Raw genomic sequence first — 21,334 nt, forward strand, 5'->3', positions numbered from 1 at the left:
CTTCATTATATAGCCCTGCGGCCCAGCAGCAAATAAATCATATACGGCGCGCCGACAAGTGCGGTAATTAGCCCCGCCGGAATTTCGTAAGGAGCGAACCATTGCCGCCCGGCCAGGTCGGCCAGCATGACGATAAGCCCACCAATCAGTGCGGCAACGGGCAATCGCACCAGGCTTCGGCTGCCGATGATGCTTCTCGCCATATGGGGCGCCATCAATCCCACGAACCCGATGGTGCCCGCCATCGAAACCGCAGCTCCCGCCAAACCAACGCTGATCAGAATGAACAGCATTTTCATCGGTTCCACCCGAACGCCAAGGCCGGCCGTAGATTGCACGTCCAGCAAGAACGAATCCAGCACGCCTGCCTTCCATAACAATAGAAGAAACAGGATCAGTACCCAGGGAAGCAGCGGCCAGAAATGATCCCATGTTCGCCCGTACAGGCTGCCTGCCATCCATATGGAAGCTTGGGATACCCGAAAGATTTTGCCCAACGTTAACAGATAGGTAATCAGCGCCCCGGCCATCGCGGAGATCCCGATGCCAATCAGCAGCATGCGCGAGATCGAAGCCGCCTCCCCTTTTCGCCACGACAGACCATAAATGACCGAAGCCGCAAGCAGTGCTCCACTGAACGCAATCCATGGCATCAACCGCATCGGGAAAGCAGGCACCAGTACCATAACGGCAACCACGGCCGCAGCCGCCCCTGAATTTAATCCGATTATACCCGGAGAAGCCAGCGGATTGCGGGTAATGACCTGCAGCACTGCGCCCGCGAGGGCGAGCCCGCAGCCGACCAGAAAGCCGGTTAGCACACGCGGCAGCCTGAGCTGGAAGATCGTGAAATGATACTCCGGGTCACCCGCTCCAATCAGGCTGCGCAGCACTTCCATCGGCGGGATCGAGCGCTCGCCCAACATGACATTCAGCACCAGCACGCCTGCATTCAGAAACAATAAGCCCATCAGGATTAACAATGCACGTTTGCGAATATGAGCGGGGATCATGAACGTCTCTCCTTTCTTTGGGCAAGGTAAATCAGAAATGGAGCCCCGAAAAAGGCCGTTACCACGCCGACCGGAATTTCCTGACCCGGCAGTACGAATCTTGCGCCAATATCCGCCGCGAGCAAAAGAAGCGCCCCCAGCAGGGCCGAAAACGGCACAATCCAGCGATAGTCCTCACCGGCCAGCATCCGTGCAATATGCGGCACGGCGAGGCCGATGAACCCGATGGGCCCGGCGATGGCGACCGCACTGCCTGCGAGCAGTACCACCGCTGCAATGCAGCCCACGCGAATCAGCAGCATTCGTTGCCCAAGGCTTTGCGCTACTTCTTCGCCAAGTCCGAAAATATTCAGCTGCCTGCTAAGCATGGCCGCGCCAACCCATCCGATGCCGATATACGGCATCAATTGAACCAGCAAACCCATATCTCTTCCGGTCAATGCTCCGGCGAGCCAGAAGCGCATCGTATCCAGGGATTGCTCGTTCATGATCAGAATGCCTTGCGTCAGCGACGCAAACAGCAGATTCAACGTTGAACCGGCCAATACCAGCCTGATCGGCGACATGGCCCCTTTGCCTGCAGAACTGAGCAGAAATACCAGCATACCTGCCACCGCTGCACCTAGCAGCGATGACCACGCAAACATTTGCAGCGAAGTCGTACCCAGCCAGAACGATGCGACCACTGCGGTCAGTGCCGCACCGTAATTAATGCCGAACAACTCTGGACCGACAAGCGCATTGCGGCTCACCGCCTGCATCATGCATCCGGCCACGGCCAGTGAAGACCCAACCAGCACCGCGATGACCGCTCGCGGCAGACGCACGCTGCGGATGATCAAATGCTCGCGCGAACCGTCGAATGAAATGAACGCATCCATAACGGAACGCAGCGGGACCTTCACGATGCCAAACATAATGCTGCCCAGAAATGCGAGAGACACCATAACCAGCAGCAGGGCCAATCCCGTCGCTCGTAATCCTGTATTCATCCTCATTGTTAAATCCACCTCTTGCCCCACATAGCTGATCTATTTCTAAGGTAACGATATGATTAAAGATCCGAGTTTCTTCTATATAAAACGGAATCAATGACAGCAGCCTGTTGATGCAGAAAAATTGGATCGTCACGTTGACGACCCAATTCGAGCGCATGCTATAAAAATCCTTCATTATAGACGTCATTCTGCGGCTTCATTACACCAGCACCGGACAAACCTTATGATGGATTCGCCACATATTGGTTCAGATCGTCCAGCACTTTGTTCACGGCTTGGATCCCCAGCCCGCTGAGCCAGTATTCCCAATCGACCGGATGCACAGCCTTGCTTTGGACCCCTTTCAACGTGGCCCACAGCGGGCTTTTTTCCAACTTGGCGAAGGCATCCTGCTCCCGATTGAACCAGAAAATGATATCCCCGTCGAGATCCGCAATCTGTTCTTCGGTGACGTCCTTCGAAAAGCCTGCCTCCTGCTGGGCCGCCGGGCGCACGATTCCGGCATCCTCCATGATCGTTCCTGCAAACGTTTCTTTCAGGTAAATCTGGATTTTGTCCTCACGCGGACGGATCAGCGATACTTCCTTGGCATCCTGTCCGGCCAATGCGGCTTTCAATTCAGCAGCGCGCTGCTCGTAACCTTCCAGCAGTTTTTGGCCTTCGTCCTGTTTGTTTACCGCCTCCGCATGAAGCTTCAGGTTTTCTTTCCAGGTCACTCCAAGCGTTTCAACGAAAACGGTTGGCGCAATTTGTTTCAACTGATCGTGAATGGCGTCATGGGTATCTTTGTTGCCGATGATCAGGTCCGGTTTCAAAGCATCGATGGCTTCCAGATTCGGCTCGTTGACGGAACCGATGTTTTCGATGCCGTCCGTTCCTTGCAAATAAGCCGGGTACGGCTCGCCCGGTGCCAGGATCGATGGCGCTCCTACAGGTTTCACGCCCAGTTGCAGCAAATTATCCAGTGCACCGATGTCCAACACGACGACGCGGCTGGCATCGGCCGGAACATCTACTTCACCGTACGCATCCGTGATCGTGCGTGTGTCGACTGCGTTTGCAGCTTGTTCCTCCTGCTTGGTGTCGGTTGTTCCCGTTTCGACTGCCGAGTTCGTTGCAGCACCCGACCCGGCATTCCCGCAACCTGCCAGTACCAACATCAATATCGCTAACAAGGCCCATTGTCCCCAAGATAACTTGCCTTTGTTTTGTCTCTTTACCTGCATTGCCATATGACCCCCAATTCTCCTCTCTGCGTGCTAATTAATAATGATTATCATTATTAAGACAATAGCCCATTTTTCCGGATTATGTCCATGCAAAAATCTGTTGATCTCATATACTTTTTTGAATGGCTGCATTTAAGAGAGTACATTGCTTGGTTCAGAGAGCGGGTTGGGAACTTGATGCATTCTCAATTCGTCATCCGGATACATCCTCCGTTTCGTCAGCTGTTCAACTCCGATCTCCGGTTCGAACAAAGAAAACGCCTCGTATCTCGCTTGATGTTCCGGGAATCGGTGCTGGTACTGCTCGATGATTCGGCGAATTCGGTTCCAGAAATGCCGCTCTGGAATGCCGTAATGCTCTTGCATGAACAAAGCCAATTCGCCCAGGTTGATAAAGAAAAAGGCATCATGCACGAAATCGCGCACTGCTTCCGCTTCTTCCGCAACCAGGAACGAATTGCGGTTCACTCTGCGGTGGTATTCCGGTACATCCACCAGTTCCGGGCAGCGGCCAGGCTCTGCCAGCAAATCTGTCTTGAAACGGATGCCGTCGTGAAAATCCTTCAGGGCAATCCGAAGGGGCTTGCCATCATCGTGGATTAGCAGCATATTCTGGGCGTGCGATTCCAACGCGATGCCATGGGCGAACAACCAGTGAATAAGGGGGAGGACTGACACATTCAACAGATCGTTCAACCATGCTTCTGCGCCATAGCGTCTGATCCATGGCTCGATGACCGGGCAGCCTTCGGCATCCAGCGTGGCGAGCGCGTTGAACGGCAAGACCGATTCACCCGTTCCGAGTTGCGCATACACGCTCTCCCTCCAGATGCAAGACAATACGCCGTAACCATCCGGTCGGAGCATGTCGGGAACATGACTGTTATCGTATGCGGCCCCGACTATCTCGCCAAGCATGATGACGCGCAGTTCATCCCTTAGATAAGGGTCTTCGCTGGCAATTCCCTGAAGCCAGTCCGTGATGAGGGGAGCGTTCTGTACCGTGTGCGGCGCGATCACCCTGCCCGTGGACGTGTTGATGATGCTGAGCGACAGCTTCAGCGAAGCCAGATCCGGACGGGAGCGATTCGCCAGCGTACGAATGGATTGCTGTGCCGTGTATGCGTGATCGCCGATCCCCAGCGGGACGATGTATCCATTCCGCAAATCCTCTGCCAATACGGAGGTGATTACCGACTCCCATTGCCAGGGATGTACGGGGATCAGCGTGTACGCATCGGCGGCATGGGCTCCATTTTCGCGGAGGAACCGATCAAATCGGGATAACGTCTCTTCCCCAATCTGTTCGCGTACCCATTCCCCGTTGTTAGCAGATCCGATCACTCGTGCTTGTGCTGAACGACTGACACGCACCCGCTCTTTGCGGACAGCCAGCCATAACGGCCTGATGGCATTCCCGAATTCCGGCCCATACTTCAGCTGATCTGCCACACGAAAACCGATGCGTGATTTGTAGCTGGGATGATAGGGATGGCCCTCGATGACCCGCTGCTCCCACTCTTCATCGTGTACCGGCACGGGATCAGCCTGCCGCAGTGAACGGACATGGCGAGCCAGCGTATCGTTGATCAAGGTCTGCTCCAGCTCCCGGATAAAATGCAGCAGCTTTGCTTCATCAGCCCCGGTTCCCCGGACGACTTCAAGCAGGAAAAGCGGGATGGAATCCGCCTCTTTCTGCTCTTGGCATGATCCTTGCTTCATCACTCTCATGATCGGTTCGTCCGTCAGCCGCAGGCGGCCAAACGTCAGATGTCTTTTGCCTTTGCAGAAATAATGCACTTGCTCCCCATTCAGGCCTCGGCCTTCCAGCGTCCATAGTGTGTTCCCATCCGCCTGCTCGGTCGACGTTGCCTGAATAACCTTCTCGTACAGCAAAGATTCGACCAGCTGCCTGAATATGCGCCTGCGAGCAGCCGGGTAATGGTGGGAGGATAGTGCCTCAAAGTACAGTCTTTGCTGCCACAGCTGCCTTTCTATCTCTGCCGTCTCCGTGTTTGGCCCAATATCCCCCATACCCGCCTGCGAATCCTCCCATGCTGCTTCTGTACTCATGCGTTCCCTCCTTCAACCGGTTCGTTTTGCAGCAGGGGCCTGTATGCATGCAGCGGGTTTGCTGCCCGCTGCACGCAATCTTCCGTTCCTGCGTGAATGCGCCGCCGGGTTAACTGCTCGATTTCGATCTCGGGCGAAAATACGTCGAATTGTTCGAACCGTTTCCGCAGTTCCGGGAACCTTTCCTGATAACGCCGAATGATCCCGGCCAGCGTCTCCCACCATGCCTCCTCGCCTAACCCGTAATGCTTCTCCAGGAAAAACGAAATCTCCGTCAGGTTGATGAACAGCAGCGCATCCAGCAGGAAATCTTTCACTTCGGAGGGCTCTTCCTTCTCCACGAATGAATTGCGGTTCACCCCGTGATGATTGGCTGGCGGATATTCGATGCTTGGATAGCCCAGCGGGTGCGGCAAGGACGGACAGTAGCGGACGCCGTCGTGAAAATCTTTAAGCGCAATGCGAGTCGGCCAGCCTTGCTTCAAGATGAGGATCATGTTCTGCGCATGAGATTCCAGCCCTGCGCCGTGTGCATACAGCAAGTGAAGCAGCGGCACTGCTGATACGCGCAGCAACTGAGCGGACCAGCTCTCCAGTCCATAACGCTCCACCCATGGAGCAATGATCGGTTTTCCCTCGCGATCAAGCTGGGTCAGCGCATTGAACGGCAGAGCCGTCTCATGCACAGCAAGCCGTGGATGCAGGCTTTCCCGCCAAATGGCACCCAGCGAGCCATACACGTTTCGTTCGAGCAGCTCCGGCAGCTTCTGGTGGCAGTACGAAATGCCCGCGATTTCCTTCAGCACGATCAGGCCCAGCTCTTGCCCCAGAAAGACATCTCGCGTCACGATGCTGCCCAGCCAGTCGGAGATGCGCGCCGCATTCATGATCGTATGCTGCGCCAAAATGCGGCCCGAAGACGTGTTCACGATGTTCATCGGCAGCTTCACGTAAGGCTTGCCCGAATCGGCAACATTCGTCAGCGTGCGAATGGATTGCTGGGGACGGTACATATCCCCGGCTTGTCCAAGATACACGATCTCTCCAGCGTGAAGCAGATCCAGACAGGCCACCGATATGATCCGTTCCCACTGCCACGGGTGAACAGGTACGTATGCATAGTCATTCGCATCGACGTGGGGCAACGTCTCTCGTACGATTTCCCCGAACCTCTTCAGCTCACCCTCACCCAGCTCCTCATGCACGAACTCGTCGTAGGTGCCAAGCGTTTCCGAGAGCGTGACCACGACCGCTTCCCGGCGGATCGCCAACCAGACGATTCGGAATTCGGGCCGGAATTCCGGGCCATACGCCATATTGTCCTCCAGCGTGAACCCGATTCTCGATTTATAACAAGGATGGTATGGATGCCCTTCAATCAGGGCTGACTCCCATTCGTCGTAGTCCGGGGTATCCGGGTCAGGCAGCCCTGACCTCCAGCGAACCGCTTGAGCGTCCTTCAGCAGCGTTTGCTCCAGCTCGGACGCAAACCTTGAGAGCAATTCTGCTGTCGTACCCACGATTCCGGCGGACATCTCCAGCAGAAAGCGCGGCAAGGATTCCGCCTCCGCGCTCCCCTCAGGCGTGATGCGCAGGATCGGCTGCTCGGACAAGCGGATCCGGCCAAAGCTTTTTTTGCGAACAGCTCTGAATGCGTATTGTACCGGTTCTCCTCTTTCTGTCCTCCCTACCAGCACGTACTCTTCCTCTTCCTGCCCCTTAACGACAGGTTCCCGAATCACTTGCTCGTACAGCAGCGATTCGATAAGCTGCCTGAAGACCCGCCGTCGTACCCGAATCCATTCGTCGGACCTGGCGAGCGATGCTGCTAAACCATTCATGCGTGCGGTACCTCCCTGATCAAATTTTTGTCATGCACTGCCTACCTGCTCTGCTCAGATTCCCCTGATTCCTGCGGATGCTCTTGTTGCGGCGATGAAGTCAAATACACATGCTCAGGATGGGGATGGCTGAGAAAATCATGATGCGAAATGGCCCAGCCGTAAGCACCGGCATATTGAAACAGCAGAATGTCCCCGACGCGCACCTCGCCGGCAACGACATCGCTTGCCAGCACGTCCTTCGGCGTGCACAGCTGCCCGACAACCGTGAATGGTTCCCCGTACACCGCAGGCCGCGCGTATTCATGCGGCCACTCCTCCACGCGGATCACCTCGAACGGGTGACTGTGCTGCCAGGACACCGGTAGCCGAAAATGATGCGTGCCGCCGCGCACGATGGCATATGTCCGCCCATGGTTCTTTTTCACGTCCAGCACTTCTGTCGCATAATAACCGCTGGATGCCGTAAGATAGCGGCCGCACTCAAACAGCAGCGTGGTACCATGAGGCAATTCCCTGTCCAGCATTGGAGCAAGTTCCCCTACGAATGCCTCCCACTCGAATTGTCGTTCCAGATCCGCATAGTTCACGCCGATTCCTCCTCCCGCGTTCAAATACCGCAAAGGAAAACCATATTGCGCGGCCCATTCGCGGGCAAGTCGGCAATAATATTCGACCAGCTTTACATGCTGGTCTGCGTCAAGATTGTTGGAGAGCGAGTGGAAGTGGAATCCTTCCACCCTGACATTCTCCATCCCCATGGCCAGCTCCGCCACGATCGGCAGTATGTCCTCATCGATGCCGAACTGGGTGGGACGGCCGCCCATCGCCAGCGTGGCCTGGGGCAGCGGCCCTTTCAGGTTGATGCGCAGCAGCACGGATACCGTCACGCCGCGTTTTCCTGCGAGATCGTTCAGCTTGTTCAGCTCATGCAGGCTTTCCGCGTGGATGAGCTGTACCCCGTAATCGATGGCACCGGTCAGTTCGGCTTCGGTTTTGCCCGGGCCGCCAAAAACGATCGGAATGTCGGCCGACACCTCGCGAACCTTCGCAACCTCGCCGAGTGATGCAACCTCGAAGCCATGCACCACCGGAGCCAACGCCCTTAGAACATGTTCTTCCGAGTTTGCTTTGATGGCATAAAACAGCCTGCTGGACGGCGGCATCGATTGCACGCGCTGACGTACATGGCTAACCAATGCACTCACGTCCCGGATATAAGCGCACACCGGTTCATGACCCCGCTGCTTCATTTCGCGAACGTGGGCATGGATACGCCCGCGCTGCTGTTCAAAGCTTACGTTCGGTTCCTGCCGACTTACAGCCATAGCCGCGTTCCTTTCCCCTGCTCAACCGCACGGGCATACATCTCCGCAGCGCTTGAAATATCCTCGATGGCCATGCCCATCGGGTTCAGTACGATAATCTCGTCGTCATGCTCCCGGCCAGGCTTGGCTCCGATCAGAATCTCGCCGAGCTCGGCGTGCAGCTGCTCGCGGGAGAACCTGCCTTCCAGCACCAGCTGGTTGATGATTTTTTTCTCGCGGTTGGACTGGTCCCAATCATCCACCACCACCTTGTCTGCCTGAACAAACGCGTCCTTGTGCAGGTCCATGATCGAAATGTTGCTTACAAACGTGCCTTTGGACAGCCACTCGTAAGGAATGTGAGGCGCAGAAGCCACCGTTGCCGTCACCAGCACTTCCGCTTTGCGAACGGCCTGCTCGGAGGATACGGCTACTTGTACATCCACATCGCCGAAGCGGGAGCTTATCTCGTCCGCAAGGCTCCGGGCCGTATCGGCATTCAGATCAAACAAGTGCAGCTCACGAATGGAGCTGAATTGCTCCAGCAGCGACATCGCCTGCATTTTTGCAATGACGCCGCAGCCGATCACGCTGACGACGCGAAATCCCTCTTTTGCCAAATACCTGGCACCGATCACCGTTACCGCCGCAGTCCGCATGCCGCTAATAATGCTGCCCTCCATCACGGCAACCGGATAGTTGCTTTCGGGGTCGTTCAGAATGATAAGAGCGCTTGCACGTTCCTTTTGGCGTTTTTGCGGATTGTCATGTTTGCTGCCGATCCACTTCAAACCGCTGATCGCAATATCTCCGCCAACATAGGCGGGCATTGCGATAATCCGGTCGGCGATATGCCCGGTCTCTTCGTTCACCCGAAGGTATGGCTTGAGCGGTTGGACAGTATCTTTGCGGGCATGCAGCTCCAACGCTCGGGTAACTGCTTTGACATATGGTTCTGATTGCAGCCCTTGGAGATCTATAATATCTTGTTTATTTAAATACAAAAGGCTGTGTTCCTGTTGAACGGTACTCATATCGTCATTCTCTCCCTTGTTCGATTTAGTTGGTTGCATGGTAAACGGTCGGACCTGGCGGCAATTGGCCTACCCACTGTTCGTCATACACGGTATCCAGATAACGTTCGCCGCGGTCCGGCAGAACGGTGACCACATTTGCATTCGCCGACAAGGTCGGCAACAATTTCTCCAGTGCGGCAACCAAAGAACCCGAGGACCCGCCGGCAAAAATCCCTTCCCGCTCCAGCAGTTTGCGGCAGCCAAGCACCGATTCGCGGTCATCCACATGAATGACCTGATCGATTTCGGCAGGACTGAACAGCTCCGGCACTCGGTTGGCACCGATGCCCGGCAGTTCCCGTGGCTTGGATGGCGTACCGAAAATCACCGAACCGACAGCATCCACGGCCACGATTCTGGCCTGCGGGTTCGCTTCCTTCACCCTCCGGGAAATCCCGAGAATGCTGCCCGTCGTGCTGACCGCGCAAACCAAAACATCGATGCGGCCGTTCAACTGTTCCACGATTTCCTGTCCGGCACCGTGGTAGTGGGCTTTCCAGTTCAGCGGATTGGCGTATTGGTTGATCCAGTATCCCGCGGGATCTTGGCTGGCCAGTTCTTTGACTCTGCGGATGCGGGATTGCAGATAGCTGCCGTGTTCGTCGGCTTCGCTCACCATGTCCACGTTGGCGCCAAGATACGTGATCATCCGCAAATTCGTTGACGTGATCTTCGGATCTACGACGCAGGTGAACTTCAGGCCATACCTTTTCGCCGCAAGGGCCAACCCGATTCCCAAATTTCCCGAAGTGCTCTCGATGAGATGCGTTTGGGACGTGATCGTTCCATCCCTTAACCCTTGCTCGATAATGTACCTTGCGGGACGGTCCTTCATGCTGCCGCCGGGATTCATCATCTCCAGCTTGGCATAGACGGATGGCCCCTTTGCTCCAAATAGCGAGCTCAAGCGAACCAGTGGAGTCTGACCTATGCAATCCAGGATGGAATCGGCAACGTTGAGCGACTGATTTTTCACTTGCAGGACACTGTGTTCCAAAGGTTTACACCAGCTTTCCGGGCAGTTTTTTGTCGTCCAGATGCAGGGTTGTTGATAATGATAATTAGTCTCATTTGGACGCAGGACCTATTATGCATACCCTTTTTTTTCCTGTCAACCGAAAAATCGACAGAGAATTTTTCACAAAAATCGGCATTGACATTGAGAATCATTCTTGATAATCTGTTCAGCAATTGCTTGTAATTTCCAAAATCGGGGTGGGTGAAACGGCAAAATGATGCCACATAAAGCCTGGAACCAGAGCATTCGCATCCTCTCCGGGGGGCGGTTTCTTTCCAGCGCAGGACTGACGGGAATCAGCCCGTTCATTCCGTACTACATGGAGCACATGAACGCGGGAACCCCCGAGGAAGTGCTGATGTGGACCGGTCTGTCCGTATCTGCGCCCGCCCTTTCGTACGCCCTGCTCACTCCCTTCTGGGGGAAAATCGGGGATCGGTGGAGCCGCAAATGGATGGTCGTTCGCGCCCTTGTCGGCCTGGCACTGAGCATGTTCTTGATGGGCATCGCACAGACGCCGTTCCAATTCTTTTTGTTCCGGCTCTGCCAAGGGGCCTTCGGGGGCATATCCGATGCCAGCAGCGCCTTCGTCGGATCGCATGCGCCCGCCAAGCAGCAAGGGTTTGCGCTTGGCAGACTGGAGCGGGCATCGGCAGCCGGACTGCTCGTCGGTCCACTGCTCGGCAGCATCTGCGTCAATACGTGGGGAAGCCGCCCGCTCTTGTTCATTACGGCCGGATTGACGATGGCCTTCGCCCTGCTGGCCGCCTCTTCGCTTGCAGGTGCGGCTAAGCCGGGCAAGAGCCTTTCCATCCCTTTTTCTGCGGATAAACGTGCGGACGGATCAGCTTCGCCAGTTCAACGATCCGTTCCAGTCACAGAATTGGCTGCGAAAGCTCCGCCCGACAAAGGCGGCATTCTACACGCGTTCCGTTCGCTTGTTTTTCATCCGTTAGCCAGAAGATTGGTACTTGCCGGAATCGTGTTCAAGCTGGTCGATTTTGCAACATTCACGATGTTTACGCCATTCATCCGCGAGCTCATTCCGTCGTCCACCGCGGCGCTTGTCGTCGGACTTCTGCTGGCCATGTCTTCCGTCGGCGAACTCGTGGGTGCATCCTGGTGGGGCAAGCGGAACGACCGGCATGCGCCCGAGAGCAATCTCCGTTGGGCAGCTCTGTTGTGCGGAATTTGCGTACTGGCGCATACACTTCCGCTTGGCGTGGCATGGCTGATCGCCATTCGCTTCCTGCAGGGCTTTTTCTATAGCGCCCTGCTTCAGACCGTCATGCTGAACGTGCTGCGGTCGTCAACCGACTCGGACCGCGGCGTCCGGATCGGCGCAACCAACAGCATGCTGATGGTCGGGCAGCTCACGGGACCTACGCTTGGCGTTTGGATCGGCGCTGCTTGGGGAATATCGGCGGTATACCTCGTCATGGGATTTGTCATGGTTGCAGCTCTATTCGTCGTTCCGCGCAGCCCTGTGTCCGAAAGACAAGCCCCCTTGCAGGTGCCGCTCCAATAAATGACGAAAGGACGACATGACCATGAGCAAAGAGCAACTCATCGACCCGTTAAAAGGCCATGCTTGGTTGGAGGAGGGCTCGCCTTCTCCTTCCCTGCTGGCTCGCCGCGAAATGCTGAGCAGGATACTGAACGCCTATTTGCGCGAAACGGGACAGCATGATCCTTACTTCACAGATTCTCGCCTACCGAACATATCGCTGGCCATTAGGCTCCCATCCATCGGACAGATCGTTTACGGTTCGCTGCTTCACCGCTCGCTGGCCGGGCATCACGTTTATGGGGAAAACCTGTATGCCTCCGAAATTGAACGACAACATCCGGACGATCGGAAAGCGCTATCTTTTGAGGAAGCCGTTGCCCTTCTGCTGGACGACATTGCGCTGTCTCAACAAGGATCATCTCATGATGCCATGGCCCAAAAGATCCAGTTGCAGCAGATGGTTACCAACAGCCTGCAGCATATGGAATCCTATCTTGAGCATGCTTACGTGTCCGGGCCTCCGGCCAGTCTGGACTTCAACGCTGCCGAGCAGGCCTTGTTGTGCGGACATCCGTTCCATCCAACGCCAAAAAGCCTTGAAGGCTTCAGTTCTGCCGATTCGCTCGCTTATTCGCCGGAATATGGCGTAACATTTCCGCTCAGCTGTTTTGCCGCAGCGCCTGAATGGATCGGCGAAGACTGGCTTGATCCCGCGGACGGCGCATCGGACGCTTCCTGGATCCCTGCCGAAATGAGGGAAGCCGCGCATCGTTTTCTTCCGCCGGAACGCAGCCATCACGTATTGCTCCCTTGCCACCCTTGGCAGGCAGGATACTTGCGCTCGCTTGAATCGGTGCAGAAGTTACTGGCAGAGGGGCACCTGGTCGATTTGGGCAGCACGGGCCCTGCCGTGGTTCCCACTTCATCGGTCAGGACGGTGTGGAACCCGAAGGATCGGTGTTTCTACAAGCTCTCCCTGCATATTCGGATCACCAATTTCATTCGCGAGAACAATGAGGAACAGCTGCTGCGGACGCTGGATGCGTCGAGCATTGTGGCGAGTATAAAGGAACGTTGGCAGTCCCGGCGTTTTCAAATTTTGCTGGAAAAAGGCTATCGTACACTGGAACCGCCGCAAGCTTCTGCCCCGACGAGACGGGAGCAGCTGATGTCCGGCTTTTCCATGATCGTGCGTGAAGCACCCGACGAGGTCGGCAGTGCCCCAGGCATACCTTACGTCATCGCTTCGCTGATGGAGGTGCTGCCCGGCGAACGCGAACCGCTTCTGTTCCGCGCCGTGCGGGAAAGCAAACAGGCAGGTTCAGGCGGAGAAGTCGATACAAATTTTCAGCCGGATTGGCAGGCCTGGTTCCGCGAATACGCGGAGCTGACCGTCGCGCCGATGCTGCGGCTCTACGCCGAAACGGGAATCAGCCTGGAAGCGCATGTGCAAAATTCGATGCTGCGCCTCCATGATGGCAAACCATCCTCTTTCATCGTGCGCGATCTGGAAGGCATCAGCGTCAATCGGGAGCTTGCGGAGCAGCAGGGCTGGGTCGGGACGATCGTCCAAAGGGACAGCCCGGTCCTGTATTCGGAGGAGCAGGCGCGCCATCGTTTGAAGTATTATTTTTTCGTCAATCATCTCAGCCATGTCGTACAACGTTTGGCCTACTATTCCGGACAGTCGGAGATGCCCTTCTGGCATATTGCAAGCCGGACGCTGGAGCGTCTTCGCGAGCAGGCACTGCCCGGATCGTTGCTGGAACACATCGTCTGCGACCTGCTCACTGTACCCACGCTTCCGGCGAAAGCCAATCTGCTCAGCCGATTCCATCAGCGGGGCGAAACACCGTTATACGTGGATATTCCGAACCCGATGCGGGTGAAGGAATAGCATACTAAGAAGCCTGCATCCAAAGGGAGACGGGCTTCTTCACGTTTTAAGGAAGGACCTAGGAAAAGACCTAAAGCAGCAACTTGAATTATTCGGAACAATCAGATCACGGTTCAGTTCTGTCCCTCTCGCTCATAACCTATAGAAAAAGGACAAAGGAGGCTGGGCCGGAATGCCTTCCAGAAAATCGTCAAGCGGTCTGGATGAAAATATCGCAGCCATGCTCTGTTACCTGTTTACCTTTGTAGGCGGCATCATCTTTCTAGCGGTGGAGAAACGGAGCCGGTTCGTTCTCTTTCATGCGCTGCAATCGGTTACCGTGTTCGGCATCATTATGGTGGGCCACGTCCTGTCTGCCTTTCTCCCCCTGTTCGGTGCGCTCCTGGCTGCACTGTTGTCCATGCTGGGCTTGGTCGTTTGGCTCATCATGGTGGTCACCAGCTTGCAGGGAAAATGGCTCAAGCTGCCATGGGTCGGCGATTTTGCGGAAAAGCAGATGCGTCATTTCTAATTTAGCTGAGTAAACATAATAAATCGGATATCAACATTTCACGCCTCCAACCGTTCATCATCACCTGACCCGACGTTTTCCAGCCAAAACAAAAACACCGAAAACATGGCAGCCGATGCCGATGTTCTCGGTGTAGTGGTTCATGACGTAAGCGGTTCATGACCTGAATCATTCACAGCGTAAATCATTCATGAGATTCATTATTTACGCTGTATATCATTTGCGAGATTAACCACATGAATTTACATGGTTAACCATTCAACATATATAACAAGATGCAGCTTGGCTTCCCCGATCAGGCTCCCCGACGATTATGCCGATTTGCCCGTTTCTCCAAGAATGCCTTCAGCCTGTTTCTCGGCCATCCGGGCTGCAGATTCCTTTGTACCCAGTCCATTAAACAACAGGTTCATGAAAATGGCTGTAAAGCTGCCGGCAATGATGCCGTTGCCGAGCATGATTTGCGCCCAATCCGGCGCACCCGCAAACAATTGCGGAACGACCGTTACGCCAAGCCCCATCCCGACGGAGCAGGCAATGATGAACAGATTTTCATGACGGCCCAGATCGACTTGCGTGCCCAAAATACGGATGCCGGAAGACACAACCATGCCGAACAAGGCTACCATCGCCCCGCCCAGAACCGAACCTGGAATCAGCTGCGCCAGCGCCGCGATTTTCGGCACGAATCCGATGACGACCAGCAATCCGCCGGCAACAACGATCACATCACGCGTTTTGACGCGGGTCATCTGGACAAGCCCTACGTTTTGCGAATACGTCGTGTACGGGAACGAATTGAAAATACCGCCGAGCACGATGGCCAATCCTTCGGCACGATAACCGCGCGCCAAATCCTTCGAGTCAAGGTCTCTGTCCAAAATTTTGCCCAGCGCCATAAACACACCCGTGGACTCCGCTACGCTGACGATGGAAACCAGAATCATGGTCAGAATCGGAACGATTTCAAAGGTCGGCTTCCCGAAATAAAACGGCTGCACGACATGGAACCAGCTCGCTTCGCGAACCGGTGCGAAATCGACCGCGCCCATGAATCCGGCTGCAATCGTGCCTGCAAGCAGTCCGACCAATACGGAAATGGAACGCAGGAATCCTGTCGTGAAACGCGTCATCAGGATGATGAACACCAGCACGCCAAAACCAAGGATCAGATGAGTACCGCTGCCGAAGTCCTCGGCTCCCTGACCGCCGCCCAGGTCATTAAATGCGACCGGAATCAGGGTAAGTCCGATAATGGTTACTACTGAACCCGTCACGACAGGCGGGAAGAGCCGGATCAGTTTGCCGAACAATCCCGAGAACAATACCACGAACAATCCGGAGGCAATGATGGCGCCATAGATGGCTGACACTCCGCTCTTCATGCCGATCAGGATCATTGGCGAAACGGCTTGAAACGCACAACCGAGCATGACGGGCAGCCCGACGCCGAAGAAGCGGTTTCCCCATACCTGCAGCAGCGTAGCCACGCCGCAAGCAAGCAAGTCGATCGCGATCAGGTATGTGAGCTGCTCTGTCGTAAAACCGAGCGCACTGCTGACGATGAGCGGCACCACCACGGCCCCTGCATACATAGCCAGCACATGCTGGAGCCCCAGCGAGAACGTTTGGATGGGATGACGGTGGCCTTGAAAGATACGTTCGCGTGCCATATCAGTTCGTGCCCTCCTCATCCGCAAACGTGACCTGTCCGTCCGACAGGGCGCCGATGCGAACCAGCGACTCCACGCGGTATCCGGCTTCCTTCAGCAAACGGCCGCCTGGCTGGAACGCCTTCTCGATCACGATGCCGATGCCCACAACCTCGGCCCCAACCTGCTCCACGATCCGTGCCAGACCAAATGCCGCTTCGCCGTTGGCAAGAAAATCGTCGATGATCAGCACGCGGTCGCCCGGTTCCATGAACTTTTTGGCTACCGTGATTTCATTGGTTTCCTGCTTGGTGAAGGAGTACACCTTCTCTACAAGAATATCCTCGCGCAGCGTAAGCGACTTCTGTTTGCGTGCAAAAATGAGCGGCACGTTCAACTCCAGCGCAGTCATGATGCCTGGCGCGATTCCGGACGATTCGATCGTCAGGACCCGTGTAATCTTTTCCCCTTCAAAACGGCGGGTGAATTCCTTGCCGACTTCTTTCATCAACACCGGGTCCATCTGGTGGTTCAGAAACGAGTCGACCTTCAGCACCTGATTGGACAGCACAATGCCTTCCTGGCGCACCTTGTCCTTCAACAACTTCATTTGCAAGCTTCCCCCTGTAATTGCCCTCGCGATGTGCGGCCGGCCTCATACCCTTCACCGGGAGAACGGGAAAAACAAAAAGCCCGCCTTCCTCACTGCGGATTGGACCAGAGACGGGAAGACGGACTTGTTGCAAACACGCAAAGTCAAAACGTGTCGGCAAAACGCACGGATCATCCAGAACTCGAAGGCCGGCAGCCGATAACCCAGCTCCGTCCTCGCAGTCCAAGGGTTTCAGCAGCCCCGATGATGCGGCGTTTCCTTCCCGTAGTCCGATCATTCCGGTGATCGGGTAGAGACATGCAGGCCTATTCCTGCACATATACGAGTAAAGGCATATTCTTTTGAATGTTCATAAGGAACATAAACGTGTATACATAACTGACAATGTTAGAAGTATACCGAATTGGCGCCGTGAAATAAAGAAGTATTTTCATGTAATTTGCGGAAATCCCGTTAAAATTGTAGAAATAGGATGATGGCAGCGACATTTTTTTGTACAATATGTAAACGGAAGTTCGCTGTGGGGCGAAATGGATGGGGAAAATAACACTGGCAGCATTTTGCTGGTCAAAGGAGAGGGATTGAGATTGAAAGGCTTGCTTAAAGAATTCAAAGAATTTGCCGTACGCGGCAACGTCGTCGATCTGGCAGTCGGTGTGATCATCGGTGCGGCATTCGGCAAAATCGTGACGTCCATCGTCAACGACATCATTATGCCGCCTGTCGGCAAACTGCTTGGAGGCATCGATTTCAGCCAGAAAATCATTAACCTGGATCCGAAAATCAAAACGGCAAACGGTCAGGACATTACAACGCTCGCCCAGGCGAATGAATTAGGAGCTACGGTCATCGCTTACGGGCAATTCATCAACGTACTTATCGATTTCCTCATCGTGGCATTCTGCATTTTCATGCTGGTGAAGGGCATCAACTTGCTCAAACGCAAAGAAGAGAAGAAACCCGAACCCGCAAAAACGACCAAGGAATGCAAGTACTGCCTGTCCGAAATCCCGATTGCGGCCACGCGCTGCTCGCACTGCACGTCCCATCTGGATGTGGAAGGAAGCGGATCGCCGGCCTAAAAAAACAGGTTCTACGCGTTTCCTACGGGAAAAAAATCGGCCAAGTCCTCTGCGCTGCACATGCAGCGTCAGTATGGGCTTGGCCTTTTACTATGGCTTGCTGTCTGCGTCAATACTGCTCAACATTGCTGAATATGTATACCCGAGAACGGGTGCCCCGGAAAACCACGCCGCCCGCTTCTAGAAACGACGTGGCAGGAGATGCTCCAGAATTGCCTTCAGATCACGGTCTTCCTTGTATACTTCTTCCCCTGTATCGAGTTCTGTCACGCGAATAAATTCGAAATCCGCTCCAGGGTCCGTCGGTTTAAACAACAGCTGCTCTTCATCCTCCAAACGTACGTTGAATCCCATATCCTTAAACATGCTCGCCAACTGGCTGTTTGCCGGTTCCTGGCCTTGCCCTACAAAAATGAGGCCGCGCAGGCTTTTGCGCTCCTGAGGTTGCGGATAAATCACTTGAAAGTGTACAATGCATTCCATGGAATCCTTCCCCTTTCATCGTTAAGCAAACTTTGTGAAATTTTGAACTTTTAAACTTGTTATATAAGGAGATACGTTTCATGACCCCAGAACGTTTCGATATTTACGATGAACGTCAAAATTGGATCGGCACGGCACCTCGCCACGAAGTCCATGCCCAAGGATATTGGCATCGCTCCTTCCACTGCTGGCTCGTGCGCGACGAAGGGGAGCAGCGCATGGTGTTGTTCCAGCGCCGCCGGGATACCAAAGACACGTTCCCTGGCTGTTACGATATTACGGCTGCAGGCCATCTCACCGCCGGCGAGCAATTACACGAGGCCAGCCGGGAGCTGGAAGAGGAGCTGGGGGTGGCGGTTCCGTTTGAAGCGCTGACCCACCTGCTTACCGTCAAACAGCAATTGCAAGGCGAAGTGCGCGGAATTCCTTTTATCGATAACGAAATCAGCGCCGTTTATGGCCTGTGCGTCGATCAACCGCTCGAGGCCTATACGCTCCAGGCCAGCGAAGTGGACAGTCTGTATGAAGTTCCTTTAAACGAGCTGCTTGCCTTGTTCCGCGGTCAGACAGACCGCGTAAAAGCTACCGGAATACAGGCGGAATACGAGGATTCCGGCGACCACGGGCCCCTCTCCGTCGCAGATGAAGGTGCGTCCGGCAGTGCTTTCCCCTTCAAGCGGGTGATTCGCCAGGTGCGTGCAGCCGATTTCGTGCCTCATGGAACCACGTATTATACCGAGATCCTTGAAGCACTCCATCATGTGCCCGGTTGTCCTTAAGACTTAAGAAATAGGGAGCTTTTATGGCTCGACGAATTCATTTTGCCTGATCAGCATATGTTTCACTTCCGATGTTTATGTTCCCTGAAACCGGATGGCGTTATACTTTCTTCGTGCGACAGCCTCCATGTTTCATAACGCGATAATACAACAAGGCGCTGCCGATCGCAGCGCCTCGTTGCAGCCTCAAATATGAAAAACGCAAGACCTGTCCGGATGCTCCGCCCTGCTCCCTACCTGAGCGAGAGCATCCCCTAATCTCGCATGGATCAGCTTCCCGAATTTCCTTCGGGAAATGCCCCCCAGTAACGTGCAGCCAACTCGGCATAACGCGGTCCGTATCGCGCCTCGAGTTCCCCGCCCATGTCCTGTTCCAGTTCAAACAGAACCAATGCCTGTGCAAAATGGTTCAATAGCAGACCCGTCATGGCCGGATGAGCCGTGACTACGGCTTGAGTCATGCATGCTTCCCCACGCATGCCAAGCATGCACCAGCGGCGATCCACGACCAGCGTGAATCTCCGGCCATTGCTCATGCCACCCAGTGAATCAAATGCCCACGGGACAGGCGGTTCCATACCTCCCTCTCCGCCATCGCAAGACCATAATACGCGTACGCCCCGCTCTTCGGCGCGCTGGAGTTCGACGTGAAGCAGCTCGGCCTCCTCCCACCAAAGATCCACCACGATCTCGTGTTTCGCCTCGGCCAGCTTAAGGCTTAGCGCATCCAGCACGTTCCGGTCACCTTCGAGATTATAAAAAGCAGGCTGTTCCGGTTCATGTCTAGGCATGCTGCTCTGCACGTAATCGAGCGATGAACGCATTTGCTCGGTGATCATACGCGTCAGTTCCTCGGGTTCAAGCACGCTGTATTTGGCCGGCTCGCCGGCGCTGCGGAGCAAAAAGCCCCGCTGCTCCATTCGCTGTAGCGCGGCATATACGTTCGAGCGGGACACGCCAAGGCGTTTCGCAACCTCATAACCCGAAGCCGAACCGTGCTTGGCGAGTTCCACCATGATTTTTGCTTCCATCTCGGTAAAGCCAAGATGACGGATATGATGCAGCAGTCGGTCCATTATCCCGTCCCCCCATGCTGTCGACAACCTGTGCTGCCTCTCCTCTTTTGTGAAGCAGCCATTCTACTGCTTCAAATCTGTTCTGCTCCGCAGCGCGGGCACCATTTGGAGCCCTTCGGCAGCTCCGAGGCGCAAATCTGGCAATTCACCAATTCGCGGGCAACCTCATTCTGCACATGAACGTTGCCCACAATCGGATTGTTTTCCTTCCAATACCTGATCCGTTCGTCCAATTCCTGCTGGCGCTCGCGTTCGCGCTGCATTTCCTCCTCGCGGCGCCGCTCCCACTCGGCATCGAAAGCTTCCTTCTCCTCTTGGGTGAAATCCATGCCGTTGTACTCCATCTCTTCCTCCAGATCGGCAATGGAAGGGATGGCCGCTTCGTACGGGTCTTCCTCCTCCGCTGGCATCGATTTCGGATTCTCTGGGGCAGGGCTTTCCTTGCTCAGAGACACTGCAGCTTCGTTGCGCGCAGATGGGTATCCTGGATCAGCCTGTTGTTGTGCAGCAGGCTTGAACTCGCCAAGCTTGCGTCCGCATTTCGGACAAAAATTGGCATCCAGCGAGGCAACATGACCGCATTCGCATAAGCGTTCGTTCTTCAATTCCGCGATTTTGGTACGCAATCCGTCGATTTCATCCTGAAGCTCATCGCACAGATTCGAAAGCTCCACCATGTCCTTCTCGATATTGATCATGTCATTCGCCCGGTAGCCTTCGTAAAAAATACGTCCCATATCTGTAAAATGGACTCTCTGTTCCTCCTGCAAGCCCAAAATCTGATTGTTCAATTTGCCAATTTCAACCGCGTGCTGTGCGCGTTCCGTAGCGCGGTTTGCTCCGTTTTTGATACGTTGAAGCAATTTCATGACATCTCCTCCTCCGTCCGTCAAACGTTGAATCGCTCGATTCAACGAGAAAAGCCTTTGATAGATTCATTTCCATTCATCATTAGCAGGTACGTCACGCCCCGACATATAACTTATACGACGTGATGGCGAAAAGTTGCGCAAAACCTCATCCACGCCCTTCGTTCCTCCGCTTGGATGAAATCGGGGGCTTTCGTCAGGACCATACGTTCGGTATAATGAAGCTTTGGCCCTGTCTGTTCGCCCATTCGGGCGGCTAACCCTATCATACCAATTTACAATGGGATTGTGAAAAGGGCAAATGGAT

18 protein-coding genes and 1 riboswitch are annotated in these 21,334 nt (G+C 54.8%); of the genes, 5 read left to right on the top strand and 13 right to left on the bottom strand.

Going from position 1 to position 21,334, the window contains the following annotated elements; all coding sequences use genetic code 11:
- Window positions 1-5: 5 nt before the first annotated feature.
- The 8 genes from L6H98_RS19095 to sbnA all read right to left on the bottom strand — a co-directional run bounded on the left by L6H98_RS19095 (window position 6) and on the right by sbnA (window position 10,534).
- Window positions 6-1,013 (bottom strand): iron ABC transporter permease, encoded by a 1,008-nt coding sequence (locus tag L6H98_RS19095; protein ID WP_236417484.1) that lies wholly within the window; start codon window positions 1,011-1,013, stop codon window positions 6-8.
- Entirely contained in the window at window positions 1,010-2,011 is a 1,002-nt protein-coding gene (locus tag L6H98_RS19100; protein ID WP_236417485.1) for an iron ABC transporter permease, read from the bottom strand. Before L6H98_RS19100 ends, L6H98_RS19095 begins: the two co-directional genes overlap by 4 nt.
- Before the next feature lie 221 nt (window positions 2,012-2,232).
- Window positions 2,233-3,243, bottom strand: coding sequence for an iron-siderophore ABC transporter substrate-binding protein (locus tag L6H98_RS19105; protein ID WP_236417486.1), 1,011 nt, complete (start codon window positions 3,241-3,243; stop codon window positions 2,233-2,235).
- Window positions 3,244-3,372: 129 nt separating this feature from the next.
- Window positions 3,373-5,313, bottom strand: a complete 1,941-nt coding sequence (locus L6H98_RS19110) for an IucA/IucC family protein (protein ID WP_236417487.1) — start codon at window positions 5,311-5,313, stop codon at window positions 3,373-3,375.
- On the bottom strand, window positions 5,310-7,154 hold the full coding sequence (locus L6H98_RS19115; protein WP_236417488.1) for an IucA/IucC family protein: 1,845 nt from the start codon (window positions 7,152-7,154) through the stop codon (window positions 5,310-5,312). The genes L6H98_RS19110 and L6H98_RS19115 overlap by 4 nt, the downstream gene beginning before the upstream one ends.
- 41 nt (window positions 7,155-7,195) lie before the next feature.
- Window positions 7,196-8,407 carry a type III PLP-dependent enzyme gene (locus tag L6H98_RS19120; RefSeq protein WP_236417760.1) on the bottom strand — a complete coding sequence of 404 codons (1,212 nt, stop codon included), beginning with the start codon at window positions 8,405-8,407 and terminating at the stop codon, window positions 7,196-7,198.
- 65 nt (window positions 8,408-8,472) lie between these two features.
- Window positions 8,473-9,495: a 2,3-diaminopropionate biosynthesis protein SbnB gene (gene sbnB, locus L6H98_RS19125; protein WP_236417490.1), complete on the bottom strand. Its 1,023-nt coding sequence runs from the start codon at window positions 9,493-9,495 to the stop codon at window positions 8,473-8,475.
- A 25-nt stretch (window positions 9,496-9,520) separates the two neighbouring features.
- Entirely contained in the window at window positions 9,521-10,534 is a 1,014-nt protein-coding gene (gene sbnA / locus L6H98_RS19130; protein WP_290371464.1) for a 2,3-diaminopropionate biosynthesis protein SbnA, read from the bottom strand.
- Between the two features lie 235 nt (window positions 10,535-10,769).
- On the opposite strand from sbnA, the gene L6H98_RS19135 reads away from it, so the two are divergent.
- The 3 genes from L6H98_RS19135 (at window position 10,770) to L6H98_RS19145 (ending at window position 14,473) form a co-directional block, all read left to right on the top strand.
- On the top strand, window positions 10,770-12,083 hold the full coding sequence (locus L6H98_RS19135) for an MFS transporter (RefSeq protein ID WP_236417492.1): 1,314 nt from the start codon (window positions 10,770-10,772) through the stop codon (window positions 12,081-12,083).
- Between the two features lie 22 nt (window positions 12,084-12,105).
- Window positions 12,106-13,962 carry an IucA/IucC family protein gene (locus L6H98_RS19140; protein WP_236417494.1) on the top strand — a complete coding sequence of 619 codons (1,857 nt, stop codon included), beginning with the start codon at window positions 12,106-12,108 and terminating at the stop codon, window positions 13,960-13,962.
- 172 nt (window positions 13,963-14,134) lie between these two features.
- Complete coding sequence (locus tag L6H98_RS19145) at window positions 14,135-14,473, top strand: hypothetical protein (protein WP_236417495.1); 339 nt, start codon at window positions 14,135-14,137, stop codon at window positions 14,471-14,473.
- 311 nt (window positions 14,474-14,784) lie between these two features.
- Here the strand turns inward: L6H98_RS19145 and L6H98_RS19150 are convergent, their stop codons facing one another.
- Together L6H98_RS19150 and L6H98_RS19155 are read right to left on the bottom strand one after the other, a co-directional pair.
- On the bottom strand, window positions 14,785-16,146 hold the full coding sequence (locus tag L6H98_RS19150) for a nucleobase:cation symporter-2 family protein (protein WP_236417496.1): 1,362 nt from the start codon (window positions 16,144-16,146) through the stop codon (window positions 14,785-14,787).
- Between the two features lies 1 nt (window position 16,147).
- A complete protein-coding gene (locus L6H98_RS19155) occupies window positions 16,148-16,735 on the bottom strand; it encodes a xanthine phosphoribosyltransferase (protein ID WP_236417497.1) in 588 nt (195 codons plus the stop codon).
- A gap of 248 nt (window positions 16,736-16,983) precedes the next feature.
- Window positions 16,984-17,083: riboswitch (purine riboswitch) on the bottom strand.
- 236 nt (window positions 17,084-17,319) lie between these two features.
- On the opposite strand from L6H98_RS19155, the gene mscL reads away from it, so the two are divergent.
- Window positions 17,320-17,820: a large conductance mechanosensitive channel protein MscL gene (mscL, locus tag L6H98_RS19160; protein WP_290371465.1), complete on the top strand. Its 501-nt coding sequence runs from the start codon at window positions 17,320-17,322 to the stop codon at window positions 17,818-17,820.
- A 180-nt stretch (window positions 17,821-18,000) separates the two neighbouring features.
- Here mscL and L6H98_RS19165 read toward each other — a convergent pair whose 3' ends face one another.
- Window positions 18,001-18,303: a hypothetical protein gene (locus tag L6H98_RS19165; protein WP_236417498.1), complete on the bottom strand. Its 303-nt coding sequence runs from the start codon at window positions 18,301-18,303 to the stop codon at window positions 18,001-18,003.
- An 80-nt stretch (window positions 18,304-18,383) separates the two neighbouring features.
- On the opposite strand from L6H98_RS19165, the gene L6H98_RS19170 reads away from it, so the two are divergent.
- Window positions 18,384-19,082: an NUDIX domain-containing protein gene (locus L6H98_RS19170; protein ID WP_236417499.1), complete on the top strand. Its 699-nt coding sequence runs from the start codon at window positions 18,384-18,386 to the stop codon at window positions 19,080-19,082.
- Between the two features lie 269 nt (window positions 19,083-19,351).
- Here the strand turns inward: L6H98_RS19170 and L6H98_RS19175 are convergent, their stop codons facing one another.
- Window positions 19,352-20,158, bottom strand: a complete 807-nt coding sequence (locus tag L6H98_RS19175) for a TrmB family transcriptional regulator (protein ID WP_236417500.1) — start codon at window positions 20,156-20,158, stop codon at window positions 19,352-19,354.
- 71 nt (window positions 20,159-20,229) lie between these two features.
- A complete protein-coding gene (locus L6H98_RS19180) occupies window positions 20,230-21,027 on the bottom strand; it encodes a zinc ribbon domain-containing protein (protein ID WP_236417501.1) in 798 nt (265 codons plus the stop codon).
- Window positions 21,028-21,334: the final 307 nt, after the last annotated feature.

This window comes from Paenibacillus sp. JJ-223 (assembly GCF_927798175.1).
Taxonomy (GTDB): domain Bacteria; phylum Bacillota; class Bacilli; order Paenibacillales; family Paenibacillaceae; genus Paenibacillus; species Paenibacillus hubeiensis.